Source organism: Mesorhizobium sp. USDA 4413, from assembly GCF_056280365.1.
In genome coordinates this window covers 806,787-820,663 of record NZ_JBVPRP010000001.1, presented here as the reverse complement: position 1 = coordinate 820,663, position 13,877 = coordinate 806,787, and the positions used below count along the sequence as shown (strand labels likewise).

Annotated in this window: 14 protein-coding genes; 7 read left to right on the top strand and 7 right to left on the bottom strand. The window is 66.1% G+C overall.

Annotated features, from left to right (window positions below):
- Window positions 1–8: 8 nt before the first annotated feature.
- From ACVMIM_RS04155 to ACVMIM_RS04140, 4 genes are all read right to left on the bottom strand, one after another.
- A complete protein-coding gene (locus ACVMIM_RS04155; RefSeq protein ID WP_476110617.1) occupies window positions 9–1,538 on the bottom strand; it encodes a YifB family Mg chelatase-like AAA ATPase in 1,530 nt (509 codons plus the stop codon).
- A gap of 149 nt (window positions 1,539–1,687) precedes the next feature.
- Window positions 1,688–2,629 carry a glutathione synthase gene (gene gshB, locus ACVMIM_RS04150; RefSeq protein ID WP_476110615.1) on the bottom strand — a complete coding sequence of 314 codons (942 nt, stop codon included), beginning with the start codon at window positions 2,627–2,629 and terminating at the stop codon, window positions 1,688–1,690.
- 79 nt (window positions 2,630–2,708) lie between these two features.
- The gene (locus ACVMIM_RS04145; protein WP_278051254.1) at window positions 2,709–3,083 is read right to left on the bottom strand and encodes a GtrA family protein; all 375 of its coding nucleotides are present in this window, start codon (window positions 3,081–3,083) and stop codon (window positions 2,709–2,711) included.
- Between the two features lie 102 nt (window positions 3,084–3,185).
- Window positions 3,186–4,211, bottom strand: coding sequence for a glycosyltransferase (locus ACVMIM_RS04140; protein ID WP_476117094.1), 1,026 nt, complete (start codon window positions 4,209–4,211; stop codon window positions 3,186–3,188).
- 106 nt (window positions 4,212–4,317) lie between these two features.
- Between ACVMIM_RS04140 and ACVMIM_RS04135 the strand changes: the two genes are divergently transcribed.
- The 7 genes from ACVMIM_RS04135 to ACVMIM_RS04105 all read left to right on the top strand — a co-directional run bounded on the left by ACVMIM_RS04135 (window position 4,318) and on the right by ACVMIM_RS04105 (window position 12,144).
- Entirely contained in the window at window positions 4,318–6,117 is a 1,800-nt protein-coding gene (locus tag ACVMIM_RS04135) for a GtrA family protein (RefSeq protein ID WP_476110613.1), read from the top strand.
- 164 nt (window positions 6,118–6,281) lie between these two features.
- Complete coding sequence (locus ACVMIM_RS04130) at window positions 6,282–7,631, top strand: putative bifunctional diguanylate cyclase/phosphodiesterase (RefSeq protein WP_476117092.1); 1,350 nt, start codon at window positions 6,282–6,284, stop codon at window positions 7,629–7,631.
- Between the two features lie 149 nt (window positions 7,632–7,780).
- Window positions 7,781–8,548 carry an SDR family NAD(P)-dependent oxidoreductase gene (locus ACVMIM_RS04125; RefSeq protein WP_476110611.1) on the top strand — a complete coding sequence of 256 codons (768 nt, stop codon included), beginning with the start codon at window positions 7,781–7,783 and terminating at the stop codon, window positions 8,546–8,548.
- Complete coding sequence (locus tag ACVMIM_RS04120; RefSeq protein WP_476110609.1) at window positions 8,545–9,480, top strand: 2-dehydro-3-deoxygalactonokinase; 936 nt, start codon at window positions 8,545–8,547, stop codon at window positions 9,478–9,480. Before ACVMIM_RS04125 ends, ACVMIM_RS04120 begins: the two co-directional genes overlap by 4 nt.
- Window positions 9,477–10,112: a 2-dehydro-3-deoxy-6-phosphogalactonate aldolase gene (locus tag ACVMIM_RS04115; RefSeq protein WP_476110607.1), complete on the top strand. Its 636-nt coding sequence runs from the start codon at window positions 9,477–9,479 to the stop codon at window positions 10,110–10,112. The genes ACVMIM_RS04120 and ACVMIM_RS04115 overlap by 4 nt, the downstream gene beginning before the upstream one ends.
- A 2-nt stretch (window positions 10,113–10,114) precedes the next feature.
- Window positions 10,115–10,987, top strand: a complete 873-nt coding sequence (locus tag ACVMIM_RS04110) for an SMP-30/gluconolactonase/LRE family protein (RefSeq protein WP_476110605.1) — start codon at window positions 10,115–10,117, stop codon at window positions 10,985–10,987.
- 104 nt (window positions 10,988–11,091) lie between these two features.
- Window positions 11,092–12,144: a D-alanine--D-alanine ligase family protein gene (locus tag ACVMIM_RS04105; protein ID WP_476110603.1), complete on the top strand. Its 1,053-nt coding sequence runs from the start codon at window positions 11,092–11,094 to the stop codon at window positions 12,142–12,144.
- Here ACVMIM_RS04105 and ACVMIM_RS04100 read toward each other — a convergent pair.
- From ACVMIM_RS04100 to ACVMIM_RS04090, 3 genes are read right to left on the bottom strand one after another with little or no spacing between them, the layout of a single operon-like run.
- On the bottom strand, window positions 12,141–12,428 hold the full coding sequence (locus tag ACVMIM_RS04100; RefSeq protein WP_476110601.1) for a DUF1330 domain-containing protein: 288 nt from the start codon (window positions 12,426–12,428) through the stop codon (window positions 12,141–12,143). The two genes, ACVMIM_RS04105 and ACVMIM_RS04100, sit on opposite strands and share 4 nt — an antisense overlap.
- 33 nt (window positions 12,429–12,461) lie before the next feature.
- A complete protein-coding gene (pyrF, locus tag ACVMIM_RS04095; RefSeq protein ID WP_476110599.1) occupies window positions 12,462–13,172 on the bottom strand; it encodes an orotidine-5'-phosphate decarboxylase in 711 nt (236 codons plus the stop codon).
- Entirely contained in the window at window positions 13,169–13,765 is a 597-nt protein-coding gene (locus ACVMIM_RS04090) for an NADPH-dependent FMN reductase (RefSeq protein ID WP_476110597.1), read from the bottom strand. The genes pyrF and ACVMIM_RS04090 overlap by 4 nt, the downstream gene beginning before the upstream one ends.
- Window positions 13,766–13,877: the final 112 nt, after the last annotated feature.

Below are 13,877 nucleotides of genomic sequence, written 5' to 3'. Positions count from 1 at the left end.
CAGGGACCTTACGCTGCCTGCGCCATCCGCTCGGCACTCATGCGATAGGAAATCGCCTCGGCGAGATGGATGCGGCCGACGGTCTCGCTGGCGTCGAGGTCGGCCAGCGTGCGCGCCACTTTCAGCACGCGGTGATAGGCCCGCGCCGAAAAGCCGAGCTTTTCGCTGGCATCCTTGAGCAGCGTCAGGCCGGCGGCATCCGGCTTGGCGATCTCCTCGATGATCGAAGGCGGGCAATGTGCGTTGGTGGTGGCGGCAGCGCCCAGCCTTTCCAGCCGTTCGCGCTGCATGGCCCGCGCACGCGCCACGCGCTGCGACACGGAAGCGCTCGTCTCCGCCTTGTCCGGCCGGATCAGGTCGCTCGCCGAGACCGCGGGCACCTCGATCCTGAGATCAATGCGGTCGAGCAGCGGGCCGGAAATGCGCGCCTGGTATTCGGTGCGGCAGCGGTCGCCGCGCAGGCAGCGATAGCCGGGCTCGCCCGACATGCCGCAGCGGCACGGATTCATCGCCGCCACCAGCTGGATGCGCGCCGGATAGGTGACGCGATGGTTGGCGCGCGCAATCATGCAGTCGCCGGTTTCCAGCGGCTGGCGCAGCGCATCCAGCGTCTGCGGCGCGAATTCGGGCAGTTCGTCGAGGAACAACACGCCATTATGGGCGAGCGAGGCCTCGCCCGGACGCGCGCGCAGTCCGCCGCCCACCATCGCCGCCATCGAGGCGGAGTGATGCGGCGCGCGGAACGGCCGCCGGTCGGTCAGCTTGCCTTCGGCGAGCTCGCCGGCGACCGAGGCGATCATCGAGACTTCCAAGAGCTCCTTGGGCGCCAGCGGAGGCAGGATCGAAGGCAGGCGCTGCGCCAGCATCGACTTGCCCGCGCCGGGCGGCCCGACCATCAGCAGGTTATGGCCGCCGGCCGCCGCCACCTCGAGCGCCCGCTTGGCGCTTTCCTGGCCTTTGATGTCGGCGAGGTCGGGTAAGTCGCGTGCGGCGAGCTGGATGCCGGCTTCGGGGCGCGACAGCACCTGCGTGCCGCGAAAATGGTTGGCGATGGCGATCAGGCTGCGCGGCGCCAATATATCGAAATCCTTGCCCGCCCAGGCCGCCTCCGGCCCGCATGCGAAGGGGCAGATCAGGCCCTTGCTCTCCGCATTGGCGCCGATCGCCGCCGGCAGCGCGCCCGCAACACCCGCAATGGTGCCGTCGAGCGACAATTCGCCCAGAACCACGTAACCGGCCAGCATGTCGCCCGGAATGGCGCCCAGCGCCGCCATCAGGCCGAGCGCGATCGGCAGGTCGTAATGGCTGCCTTCCTTGGGCAGATCGGCCGGCGCGAGGTTCACCGTCACCTTCTTCGAGGGCATCGACAGGCCGGATGCGTGCAGCGCGGCCTGCACGCGCTCGCGGCTCTCGGCCACCGCCTTGTCGGGCAGGCCGACGATCTGCATTCCGACCTTGCCCGGCCCGACCATCACCTGGACATCGACCGGCAAAGCCTCGATGCCCTGGAAAGCCACCGTGCGAACCCGCGCCACCATGTTTTTCGCGCCCCCGGATGCAGGCTCCCGCGCGATGATGCCATCAGCCCGCGCAAGACCTCACGCCAGACAACCACAGATTTGCGGTTTAGGCAAGAACATTACGGGAACATTGTTCCCGCGCGTTTCAAAGAGCGTCGCGGAGAGAACTAGCTTCTCTTCCCCTCCACGCAATCCCAGAACAGAGCAGCAATATCCGCGCCGCCGAAGCGCTGCACCTCGCGCACGCCGGTCGGCGAGGTGACGTTGATCTCGGTCATGTAGTCGCCGATCACGTCGATGCCGACGAGGATGAAGCCGCGTTCCCTCAGCGCCGGTCCGATGCGGGCGCAGATCTCGCGCTCGCGCTCCGTCAGCTCGGTCTTCTCGGCGCGGCCGCCGACATGCATGTTGGAGCGGGAATCGTGCTCGGCCGGCACGCGGTTGATGGCGCCCACCGGCTCGCCGTCGATCAGGATGATGCGCTTGTCACCCTTGCGCACGTCTTTGAGATAGCGCTGGACGATATAGGGCTCGCGGAACAGCTGGCCGAACATCTCGAGCAGCGAGGCGAGGTTGCGGTCGGCTTCGTGCAGATGGAAGATGCCGGCGCCGCCATTGCCGTAGAGCGGCTTGACGATGATGTCGCCGAACTCCTTGCGGAAGGCGGCCACCTCCTGGGGATCCTTGGTGATCAGTGTCTCCGGCATCAGGTCCGGGAATTCGGTGACGAAGATCTTTTCCGGGCTGTTGCGCACCCAGGCCGGATCGTTGACCACCAGCGTCTTCGGATGGATGCGCTCCAGAATATGCGTCGTGGTGATGTAGTTCATGTCGAAGGGCGGGTCCTGCCTCAGCAGCACCACGTCCATCTCGGACAGATCGGTTCGCGCCTTCTCGCCGAGCGAATAGTGGTTGCCCTTCTCGTCGCGCACCTGCATCTCCTCGATGCGCGCGAACACCTTGCCGTCCCGCATCGACAGCCGGTCGGGGGTGTAGTGGAAAAGCTTGTGCCCCCGCCGCTGCGCCTCCAGCGACAGCGCGAAGCTCGTGTCGCCAGCGATCGACACGGTGGAGACATGATCCATCTGGACGGCGATTTTCAGCGGCATCTTTGGTCTCCGGCGAACTCAGTCGCCGATATAAGGAAATCGAGGGCGTCTGCCAATCGTGCTTGCTTGGTGCAGAGGCTTAGCGGTCGAAGACCAGCCTGGAATAGCCGAGGAAGGACAGCGTCATCGCGACGATCGAGGCGATGGCGAGCGCCGCCAGCGGCGGCAGCGCCGGCAGCGCGAATAGGACGGCGCAGTAGACCAGGTAATTGACGATGCTGGTGGCGATGCCGACGCCGCCATAGCGGGCACCTTCCTGCGCGATGCCCCGGCTCGAAGGCGCGAAGGTGAGATGGCGGTTCACCTGCCAGGTGATGCAGAGCGCGAAGCCGATCGACAGCACGCGCGCCGAGAGCGCGCCGAGCGGCGTCGCGGCAAGCAGCAGCCAGAGCGCCGCCGCGTCGGCGACGAAGCCGATGCCGCCGGCAAGGACGAAGCGGAAGAGACGCCCCACTATGCCGCCCCATAGATCGTGATGGCGTTTCGTTGAATCGCCCTCACGATCTAACTCTTTGTTGGAGCATGGAAACCGGTTCCCACTTTTCGGGACCATGCTCTAAGCAGCCCGAGGCGCCTTGCCCGGCTCGCTCTTCGGCAAGGCCTGCGCCGGCATCCCGCGCTCGGCCCGGCCGGACGAAATCGACAGGTAGAAGATGCGCTTCTGCTCGGCCCGGCCGCGCGACACGGAATCGAGAATGAAGCCCGTCATCATCGAGAGCATGGACAGAAGCAGCATGCCGATCGACAGCACCCAGGTCGGCATGCGCGGCACCAGCCCCGTCTCGGCGAATTCGATGAGCACGGGGATCATCAGGCCGATGCTGGCCGCCAGGAAGAACAGCGCGAAGGTGCCGAAGAAGCGCAGCGGCTGCGTCTCCTTCACCAGCATGGCGAACATCCACAGGATCCTGGCGCCGTCGCGGAAGGTCGACAGTTTGGACGACGAGCCCTCCGGGCGGCGGCCGTAATCGAGCGCCATCTCGCTCACCGGCAGCTTCAGCTGCGAGGCATGCACCGACATCTCGGTCTCGATCTCGAAGCCGCCGGAGACGGCGGGGAAACTCTTGACGAAGCGGCGCGAAAACACGCGGTAGCCGGAAAAGATGTCGGTGAAGTCGGTTCCGAACAGACCCTTGTAGAGCCGGTTGAAGACGCGGTTGCCGAAAGCGTGGCCGTTGCGGCCGGCATCGTCCGTCACGCCGCGCCTGGTGCCCACCACCATGTCGGAGCGCTCCGTCTGCAGGATATTGATCAGCTGCGGCGCATCCTCCGGGGCGTAGGTGCCGTCGCCGTCGGCCATCACATAGATGTCGGCGTCGATGTCGGCGAACATGCGCCGCACCACATTGCCCTTGCCCTGGCGCGGCTCCCGCACGACGATGGCGCCGGCGGCGCGGGCTTTCAGCGCCGTGAGGTCCTTGGAATTGTTGTCGTAGACATAGATCGCGGCCGAAGGCAGCGTCTCGCGGAAGCGGCGCACCACCTCGCCGATCGTCAGCTCCTCATTGTAGCAAGGCAGGAGCACGGCGATGACCGGCTCATGGCGGACTGCATGCGGCATGTCTGTCTCCGAACGCCCGATCCAGCCTCCGGCCGTGCTCATGCCGGCCCCGTCGAGCCGTTTTACTATTTATTGAAGCCGTTAAGGCTAGGTTTAAACCGATCCTCTCCTTTCAAAGGCCACGGTAATGGGCACAGCCGAGAACGGCGCCGCCACTTGGAAGTCCGACCTCATGCTGGCGCTGCTGGTCGCCCTGTTTGCCTTCGCCGTCAATGCATGGGCCGGCTTTGGCCAACTGACCGATGCGGGCGGCGACAATGACAATCTGCTGCGCCTCATCGAAGTCCGCGACCTGCTGGCAGGCCAGGGCTGGTTCGACCTGCACCAGTACCGGATGGGGCCGGAAGGCGGCTTCGTCATGCACTGGTCGCGGCTGGTCGACGCGCCGATCGCCGCCATAGCCCTCGCCGCCTCGGCGCTCACCGGCAGCAGGCCGCTTGGCGAGGACATGGCGCAGGTGCTGTGGCCGGCGCTGCTTTTCTGGTCGACCTTGTTCTTCACCGCCCGCGCCGCGCGCAGCTTCGGCGGCGGCGGCGCGGTGCTGCCCGCCATCCTGATCGGCGCCGCCGGCTATTATTTCATCGGCATCTATGACCCTGGCGCGCTCGATCACCACAATGTCCAGCTGATGCTCACCATGGCGAGCCTCGCTTTGCTGCTCGAGGCGCCCGGGCGGCGCTGGGCCGCGCTGCTATCGGGCCTCTGCGCCGCGCTGACGCTCGCCGTCGGCATGGAAACCGTGCCCTATGTCGCCACCATCGGCCTCTGCGTGTCGCTGCTGTTCGTCATCGATCCAGCCGGCGAGCGGACGATCGCACGGGATTTCGGCCTCGGCTTCGCCGGAGTCGCGGCGCTTGTCTTCGTCACCACCGTTTCGCCTTCTGCATGGGGTGCGGCTCAGTGCGATGCCTTCTCGGTCGCGCAGTTCGTCGTCGCGGCTATTGCCGGCGTGGCGCTGGCGGCGATCGTCTCCATCGAGCCGGCCACCGGCAGCTGGCGGCGCCGGCTGGGATCGCTCGCCGCGCTGGGTGTCGTCCTCGGCGTGGTCGTGGCGGTGCTGTTCCCGCAATGCCTCTCCGCGCCCTACGCCTCCCTCGACGCGCGCCTCAAGGAACTGTGGCTCGACCATGTCGACGAGGCCCAGTCGCTGTTCACGCTGCTTGTCCGCGATCCGGCGCGTGTCGCAGCGCGTTACGCGACGCCGCTGGTCGCCCTCATCCTGATGGCGCTGCATTTCCGCCGCGGCGGCTGGCGGCGGCAGGACAGCCTCGTCACGGCACTGCTCGCCGTCGCTTTCGCGGTCGGCGCCTGGCAGGTGCGCGCCACCACCTTCTCGATCGCCTTCGCGGTCATCCCGCTCGCGGCGTGGATCGCCAAATGGCGGGCGCGGGCCGAAACCAGCTCCTCACTCGGCGTGGCGCTGCGCCTTGCGGCCGTTTGGCTGGTCTCGATCAACCCGGTCTGGACAGGCGTCGCCGCGGCCGCCTCGGTGGCGTTGGAAAAAGGCAAACCCGTCGCCGACGGCGCCACCACGGACAGGACCTGCGAGAAGAAGGCGACCTTCGCGCCGCTGGGCGTCATGGCCGACACCACCGTGCTGACGACCTCCAATCTTGGAGCGCCGGTGCTGGCTTACAGCGGCCATCGCGTCTTCGCCGGCCCCTATCACCGCAACGTCGCAGGCAATCTCCTGGCGCTGGACGCCTTTCTCGGCTCGGCCGATGAAGCGCGCGCAATCATCGAGGCGCATCGTGTCGGCCTCGTCGCCATCTGCCCCGGCAATGTCGAGACCATGATCCTGACCCAAAAGGCGCCGCAGGGCTTCCTGGCCGGCCTGCTGCGCGGCTCGGTGCCGGACTGGCTCGAGCCGCTCGCCGGGACCAAAGGCAGCCCGATCTCCCTCTATCGCGTCAGGCGAGCCGGCTAAGAACAACTCCAGGAAATGCGCGGCGGGTTCCGTGAGCACTGCGCAGGAGGGGTGGAAAGCGCGACCTTTTTTGGGGGCCTTCGGAAAATCGATTTTCTCGATACTTTTCCTAAACGCTTTGCTGCCAGTCTAAAGAGAAATACCGCCACAAGAACAGAGGCATGATGCAAACGACGTTTGCTACCGCTCAGTCAGGCAAGGAAAACACGGATCTGGCCTTCACCGATTCGTTGACCGGGCTCGGCAACCATCGTCGCTTCTTCGACAAGGTCGATCGCCTGATCAGCGAGCGCGCCGACGATCCCGCGCCCTTCACCGTCGGCATCCTCGACCTCGACGGTTTCAAGCCTATCAACGACCTGTTCGGCCACAAGGCCGGCGACGACATCCTGGTCCAGGTGGCGATGCGGCTGCGCGCCTCGATGGATGGCTACTCCACCGTCTGCCGCATCGGCGCCGACGAGTTCGCCTATCTTTATCCGATGGTGTTTTCGGAGGAGCAGGCGGCCGAGACCTCGCGCATGCTGATCGAGATCCTGTCGGCGCCCTATGATGTTGGCGAGCGCACCGCCAGGCTTTCGGCCTCGGTCGGGTGCTCGCTGTTTTATTCCGGCGACGAGACCACCGAGATCCTCCTCAACAAGGCCGAGACGGCGCTCTATCACGCCAAGCGTTCGGGCCGCGGCCGCGTCGTCGTCTATACCCGCGAGATGGAGGAAGCGGCCAAGCGCGTCACCCGCATCGAGCAGGCGTTGCGCCGCGCGGTGTCGGCCGGCGAGGTCGAGCCGCATTTCCAGCCGATCGTCGACTTGACCAGCCGCCGCACCATCGGCTTCGAGACGCTGGCGCGCTGGACCGACCGCGACCTCGGCGTCGTGCCGCCATCCGTCTTCATCCCGATCGCCGAGGAACGCGGCATCATCGGCCCGCTGTCGCAATTGGTGCTGCGCAAGGCGACCGAGGCGGCGCGCAGCTGGCCGAAGGACCTGTTCCTGTCCTTCAACCTGTCGCCCTCGCAGCTGGTCGATCAGAACACCGGCCTGCATATCCTGGCCATTCTCGACCGCACCGGCTTCGATCCGCGCCGGCTGGAGATCGAGATTACCGAGACCGGCCTGATGACCGATCCGGCCTCGGCCGAGAAGATCGTCGAGGACCTGCGCCGCGTCGGCATCCGCGTCTCGCTCGACGATTTCGGCACCGGCCAGTCGTCGCTCGGCCGCCTGCGCGAGTTCCATTTCGACAAGCTCAAGATCGACCGCGCCTTTGTCTCGTCGATCCTCGACGACCGACCGTCGGAGCATATCATCCGCGCCATCCTCGCCATGTGCGAGGGGCTTGGCATGGAGGTCGTTGCCGAAGGCATCGAGGACGAGGCGCAGGCCGACCGTCTCGTCCAGTTCGGCTGCGCCGGCGGACAGGGCTACCTGTTCGGCAAGCCGGCCGATGCCGACGCCACGCTCGGCTATCTGCGCGATTCCTATCGCGGCGCGCTGCACGCCAAGGCGATCTGACCCGGCTTTTCGACTGTTCGGAGACCGGCGGCCGCCATCATGGCGCGGTGTCGATCATTTGTCTGACATTTGGTCGGAATCAGACGTTTCTCCCTTGCTCCCGCGCTTTGTCTGGCTAGGATGCGCGCCGGCCAAAGGGAGAAGAGATCATGATGCCATCGGCACGTTTCGCCGACCTCGACGGCGCCTCGGTGCTCATCACCGGCGGCGGCTCCGGCATCGGCGCGGCGCTGACCGAAGGTTTCATGCGGCAGGACGCGAAAGTCGCCTTCATCGACATAGCCGACAAGCCAAGCACCGCGCTTGCCGACCGGCTGGAGAAGGAGCTCGGCCGCCGCCCGCTCTATCTCAAGGCCGACCTGCGTGACATCGAGGCGCTGCGCGGCGCCGCAGCAAAAGCGGCCGAGGCGCATGGCGATGTGACGGTGCTGGTCAACAACGCCGCGCTCGACGACCGCCACGCCGTGGAAGACGTGACGGTCGAGTTCTGGGACAACAATCTCGCCATCAATCTGCGGCCGCATTTCTTCACCGCCCAGGCGGTGGCGCCCGGCATGAAGCGCGCCGGCGGCGGCTCGATCATCAACTTCACCTCCACATCCTATCTGATCAACCACCCCGATATGCCGGCCTACACCGCAGCCAAAGCGGGTATCCTCGGCCTGACCAAGGGCCTCGCCGGCAAGCTGGGCGCCGACCGCATCCGCGTCAACGCGGTGGCGCCGGGCTGGGTCATCACCGAGCGCCAGCGCGAGCTCTGGGTCACCGACGAGGCGCTCGCCGCCCATGTCGCGAAGCAATGCATCAAGGACGTGATGCAGCCCGACGACATGGTCGGCACGGTGCTGTTCCTCGCGTCGGACGCCTCGCGGATGCTCACCGCACAGATGCTGATCGTCGATGGAGGCTTCCTGTGAGCGCGGCACCAGCGGTCGCCGCGCTCGACTGGGGCACGACAAGGCTCAGGGCCTGGCTGCTCGACGGCTCCGGCAAAGTGCTTGCCGAGCGGCGCGGCGACGACGGGCTGATCACCGCCCGCGAAAAAGGTTTTTCGAACGTGCTGGAAGGCCATCTTGGGGCCATGGGCGCGCCGGAGGCGCTGCCCGTCATCATCTGCGGCATGGCCGGTTCCCGGCAGGGCTGGATCGAGGCGCCCTATGTCACCGTGCCGGCGCCGATCGGCGCCATCCTGCGCGGCGCCGCCCACATCGAGGGCTCGCGCCGCGATATCCGCATCGTGCCCGGCCTGGCGCAGCGCCTGGCCGACGCGCCGGATGTCATGCGCGGCGAGGAGACCCAGCTTGCCGGCGCCGGTTTGCCGGCAAAGGGACGCCATCTCGTCTGCATGCCCGGCACGCATTCGAAATGGGTCGCGGTCGAGGACGGCGCGGTCGGAGGTTTCGGTACCTGGCCGACCGGGGAATTGTTTTCCGTGCTCGCCACGCACTCGATCCTGAAACATTCACTCGGCGAGCATCCCGCGACGGTTACCGCGGACAGCCCGTTCTTCAGGCGGTGGTGCGAACGAGCCCTGGGCGAAGGCGGCGACGTCACCTCGAAACTGTTTGCCATCCGCGCCGCGGGGCTTCTGCAGGATCTTAAGCCCGCCGATGCGGCGGCATGTCTATCCGGACTGCTGATCGGCGGCGAGATCGCTTCGGCAAGGCGCCGCTACGGTGCCAGCGAAGCGCCGGTCGTGCTGGTCGCCTCCGGCGCGCTGGCCATGCTTTATGGCGCGGCGCTTGGCATTGCCGGCCTTGCCTTCCGCACGGTAGACGCCGATGAAGCGGTCCGCGCCGGCCTCGTCGAGGCCGCGCGCGAGAACGGCATGATTGGAGGCGCTTCATGAGCCAGACCGCACCCTTCCCGAAGCTGAAACGCGGGCTTGTCGCCATCCTGCGCGGCCTGAAGCCATCGGAAGCCGTGGCGATCGGACGGGCGATCCACGACGCCGGCATCGAGGCGATCGAAGTGCCCCTCAATTCGCCGGAGCCGTTCGTCTCCATCGCCGATCTGGTCAAGGCGCTGCCGCAAAGCGCGCTGATCGGCGCCGGCACGGTGCTGACGGCGGCCGACGTCGACGCCTTGCACGAGGCGGGCGGCAGGTTGCTGGTCAGCCCCAACATCGATGCCGAGGTCATGGGCCGCGCCATGCATCACGGCATGGTGACCATGCCTGGCGTGTTTACGCCCACCGAAGCTTTTCAGGCGATCCAGTTAGGGGCCTCGGCGCTGAAATTCTTCCCGGCCAGCGTGCTGGGCGCCGGCGGCATTGCCGCCATCCGCGCCGTGTTGCCGGCAACGACGCTGATCGGCGCGGTCGGCGGCGTTTCCGACAAGGACTTCGCCGGCTATAAGGCGGTCGGCGTCAGCGTCTTCGGCTTGGGGTCCAGCCTCTACAAGCCGGGCGCGACGGTCGAGGAGGTGGCGCAGCGCGCCCGCGCCGCGGTCGCCGCCTGGGACGAAGCCTTCGGGGGATGACGATGGACGGCATTTCGGTTTTTTCGGACCACATTTGCGAGCTCGGCGAAGGCCCAAGCTACGATCCCGCAACCGACACGCTGTTCTGGTTCGACATCGTCAACGGCAAGCTTCTGGAAAAGCCGCTCGCCGGCGCGTTGAAGATCCATGATCTCGGCGTCATGGCCAGCGCCATTGCCATCATCGACGACGAGCGCCAGCTGATCGCCACCGAGACCGGCCTGCAGGTCCGGGACATCAGGACCGGCAGGCTGACGCTGCACATGCCGATCGAGGCCGACAATCCGCTGACGCGCTCCAACGATTCCCGCGTGCACCCCTGCGGCGCCTTGTGGACAGGCACGATGGGCAAGGGAGAGGAGAAGGGCGCCGGCTCGATCTACTGGTTCTTCAAGGGCGAGCTGCGCCGGCTGTTTTCCGACATCACCGTCTCGAACTCGATCTGCTTTTCCGAGGATGGGACGATCGCCTACTACACCGACACCGCGACCGGGCTGCTGATGCGCGTTGCCTGCGACCCCGCAACGGGACTGCCCAACGGCGAACCAAAGGTGTTCGTCGATCATCGCTCCTCGAAGGGCTATGTCGACGGCTCGGTCGTCGACCGCGACGGAGTGCTGTGGAACGCCGTCTGGGGCGGCAGGGCGGTGAAGGCCTATGCGCCGGACGGCACGCTGCTGCGCGAGATCGCCATGCCGGTGACGCAGGCTTCCTGCCCGGCCTTTGTCGGCGCCAAAGCCGACCGGCTGGCGGTCACCTCCGCCTGGAAAGGCAAGGACGAGAAGCAGCGCGCGCTCGATCCGCAGGCCGGCATGACTTTCCTGCTCGACATTCCGGTCAAAGGCCGCTTCGAGCCGCACGTGCTGATCGCTTAAGACCGTCCAGCACTATCAGGCAATCGCCCTGGCCCGGTCGGTTTCCCGCAAGCCGGCCGCTGCGGCCATGCAATGGTAGCGCCTGATTTCGCCCGGAGCATTCGATGCCGCAGCCGACGCTGATCCTTGTCTACGAACCGGAAAAGGCCTGTCTCGACCGGCTGGTCGCGCAGGGCCACCCGGCCGAACGGGCCATCGAAATTGCGTCCTACCTTGCACAATCGACCGACCTTAAGCCGGAATTTGGCCAACTCGCCAAGGCTTGCGAAAGGCGCGGCCTCGCCTTCAAGCCTGTCGAGCTCGACGAGGCGGCGGTTGTGCTGGCAAAGGCCAATCCCGCAAAAACTCTGGTCTGGACGCTGACGGACGGCATTGCTTATTTCCGTGGCGGCGCGGCACCAGCGCTCGCCCGCCTCAACGGCTTGCGCACCATCGGCGCCGACGATTCGCTTTTCGCGCTCTGCCAGGACAAGCTTCGCTCCGGCGCCGTGCTCCGCACGCTCGGCCTGCCGGTGCCGGCAGCGGGCCTTGCCCGCAACGGCGAATGGCTGGTCGAACCGCCGGCCTCGCCCAAGGGCTGGTTCGTCAAGCCGAACCGCCTCGGCGCCAAGATCGGCATCTGGCCGGATTCGCGCATCACCGATCTCGATCATGCGCTGGAGCTTAGCCGGCGGGTTTTTTCGCGTTACCGCGACGATGTCGTCGTCCAGCCCTATGTCGCCGGCCGCAACGTGCGGGCGAGCTTCCTCGGTCTGAAACCCGAAACAGGCGTCGAGGCTTTGGGCATCTTCTTCGTCGATTCCGGCGGCGATTTTCAGACCATGGCCGACTCGATGGCGCTTTACGGCGACACCGGCCAGGCCGCGAAGGATGCAGGCACCTATGTCGAGCCGGACCTTGAGGCCGTCGGCGCCAGTCAGCCGGAGGCGGATCGGAAAATCCGTGCCATTGCGCAGAAACTGATAAGCGGTCTCGGCCTGAAAGATGTCTTTTCCGTCGATTTCCGGGTCGAGGGCGATGACATCGTCCATCTCATCGAGTTCGAAGTCTGCCCCGGCCTGCCCTGTTTCGATTTCCGCGACTATTGCCGCAGGCAATGGGGCATGAGCCTTGCAGACGCGATGGCAGAGACAGCCGCCAATAGATTGCTCCGTTAGATACCCTCGACCAGCACGATCTCGCCGTCGGCCACCTTCTGGCGGATTGCGACGGCGCGCTGGTACTCCGGCGAGTGGTAGCAATCATGCGCCGCCGCAAGCGATTCGAATTCGATGATGACGTTGCGGGCGCGCCCCGGCCCTTCGGCCTTTTCATGCTCGCCGCCGCGCGCCAGGAACTTCGCGCCGAAGCGGTCGAAAGCCGGCTTCGCTGCGGCGACATAATCCTTGTAGCCCTCCGGATCGCGTATATCGACGCGGGCGACCCAATATCCCTTCGGCATGCTGTTCTCCTGTTTGTTTGGCGAAAGAGGCTCTCAGGCGGATTGCATTTCGGCGAGGATCGCTTCGGCCGCGGCGCGACGGTCCGGCGCGGCGACGATCGGCCGGCCGACGACCAAGTGGCTGGAGCCGTTGCGGATCGCCTGGGCCGGCGTCACCACGCGTTTCTGGTCGCCATGGTCGCTGCCCGACGGCCGGATGCCCGGCGTCACCACCGCCAGGTCGGGGCCGACGATGCGGCGCACCGCTTCTGCTTCCTCCGCGGAGCAGACGATGCCGCCCATGCCGGCATGCAGCGCCTGTTCGGAGCGCCTGAGCACCAGCGTGTGCGGGTCGTATTCATAGCCGGCGTCGATCACGTCCTGCTCGTCCATCGAGGTCAGCACCGTCACGCCGAGCAGACAGAGTTCGCTGCCCTTGGCCGCCTCGACAGCCGCTCTCATGGTTTTGGGATAGGCGTGCAGCGTCAGCATCGAGACACCCATCTTGACGATGTTCTCGACGCCCTTGGCCACCGTGTTGTCGATGTCGAGCAGTTTCATGTCGAGGAACACTTTGGTGCCGCCGCTGGCGAGCTCCCGCGCGAAGTCCAGTCCGCCGGCGAAGGCGAGCTGATAGCCGATCTTGTAGAAGGAAACGGCGCCTTCGAGCTCGCGCACCGTTCTTTCGGCCTCCTTCAGCGTCGGCAGGTCCAGCCCCACGATCAGCCTGTCTCGCATCGTATCGGCCTCCGCGAAATTGATCATGCCTCGATCCGGGTGGACAGCATGCGCGAGGTTTCGATCAGTGTGCGGCATAGGCGCTCCATCGATTGGTGTAGTCTGGCGTCCCTGAATTGTCCGTCCTCGGCGAAGGCTTCCCCGGCCCCGGAGACCGAGCATTCGGGCGTGATCACCTCCATCTGGCAACGCACCAGCACGGCGCGCAGATGGTTGATGCAACGTATGCCGGCGAACTTGCCTTCCGACGACGAGCAGAGCCCTACAGGCTTGCCGGCTAGCGGCCTGAAGGTGCGGCTGCCCTCGCGCCGTACCCGGCTCACCCAGTCGATCGCGTTCTTGAGCAATGGCGGGATCGAGCCGTTATATTCGGGCGTCGCGATGAGCAACCCGTCATGCGCGGCGATCTGACGGGCGAGCTTGACGGCGTTCTCCGGGATGCCTTTTTCCTTTTCCAGGTCCTCGTCCATGATCGGCAGCGGATAGTCGCGAAGCGAGATACGCGTCACCTCCGCGCCCTGCATGGCCAGCTCCTTCTGCGCCACATCGGCGGTCCGGCCGCTATAGGCGCCGGTCCGGACCGAGCCGGCGAAGACAAGGATTCGTGGGATTACTGCCATTGGCCTGCTTCGCTAAGGGAGTAGGGCAGTATGGGAGTAGGGCAGTAGGGCGCGAGCGTGGAAGCTGAACCGTTCATCCCCTATTCCCCTACTGCCTTACTCCCCTACTCCC

Excerpts from the sequence above, each read along its gene's own strand:
- ACVMIM_RS04155 (WP_476110617.1), bottom strand. The coding sequence starts at position 1,538 with ATGGTGGCGCGGGTTCGCACGGTGGCTTTCCAGGGCATCGAGGCTTTG.
- gshB (WP_476110615.1), bottom strand. The coding sequence starts at position 2,629 with ATGCCGCTGAAAATCGCCGTCCAGATGGATCATGTCTCCACCGTGTCG.
- ACVMIM_RS04135 (WP_476110613.1), top strand. The coding sequence starts at position 4,318 with ATGGGCACAGCCGAGAACGGCGCCGCCACTTGGAAGTCCGACCTCATG.
- ACVMIM_RS04130 (WP_476117092.1), top strand. The coding sequence starts at position 6,282 with ATGCAAACGACGTTTGCTACCGCTCAGTCAGGCAAGGAAAACACGGAT.
- ACVMIM_RS04125 (WP_476110611.1), top strand. The coding sequence starts at position 7,781 with ATGATGCCATCGGCACGTTTCGCCGACCTCGACGGCGCCTCGGTGCTC.
- ACVMIM_RS04115 (WP_476110607.1), top strand. The coding sequence starts at position 9,477 with ATGAGCCAGACCGCACCCTTCCCGAAGCTGAAACGCGGGCTTGTCGCC.
- ACVMIM_RS04110 (WP_476110605.1), top strand. The coding sequence starts at position 10,115 with ATGGACGGCATTTCGGTTTTTTCGGACCACATTTGCGAGCTCGGCGAA.
- ACVMIM_RS04105 (WP_476110603.1), top strand. The coding sequence starts at position 11,092 with ATGCCGCAGCCGACGCTGATCCTTGTCTACGAACCGGAAAAGGCCTGT.
- ACVMIM_RS04100 (WP_476110601.1), bottom strand. The coding sequence starts at position 12,428 with ATGCCGAAGGGATATTGGGTCGCCCGCGTCGATATACGCGATCCGGAG.
- pyrF (WP_476110599.1), bottom strand. The coding sequence starts at position 13,172 with ATGATCAATTTCGCGGAGGCCGATACGATGCGAGACAGGCTGATCGTG.
- ACVMIM_RS04090 (WP_476110597.1), bottom strand. The coding sequence starts at position 13,765 with ATGGCAGTAATCCCACGAATCCTTGTCTTCGCCGGCTCGGTCCGGACC.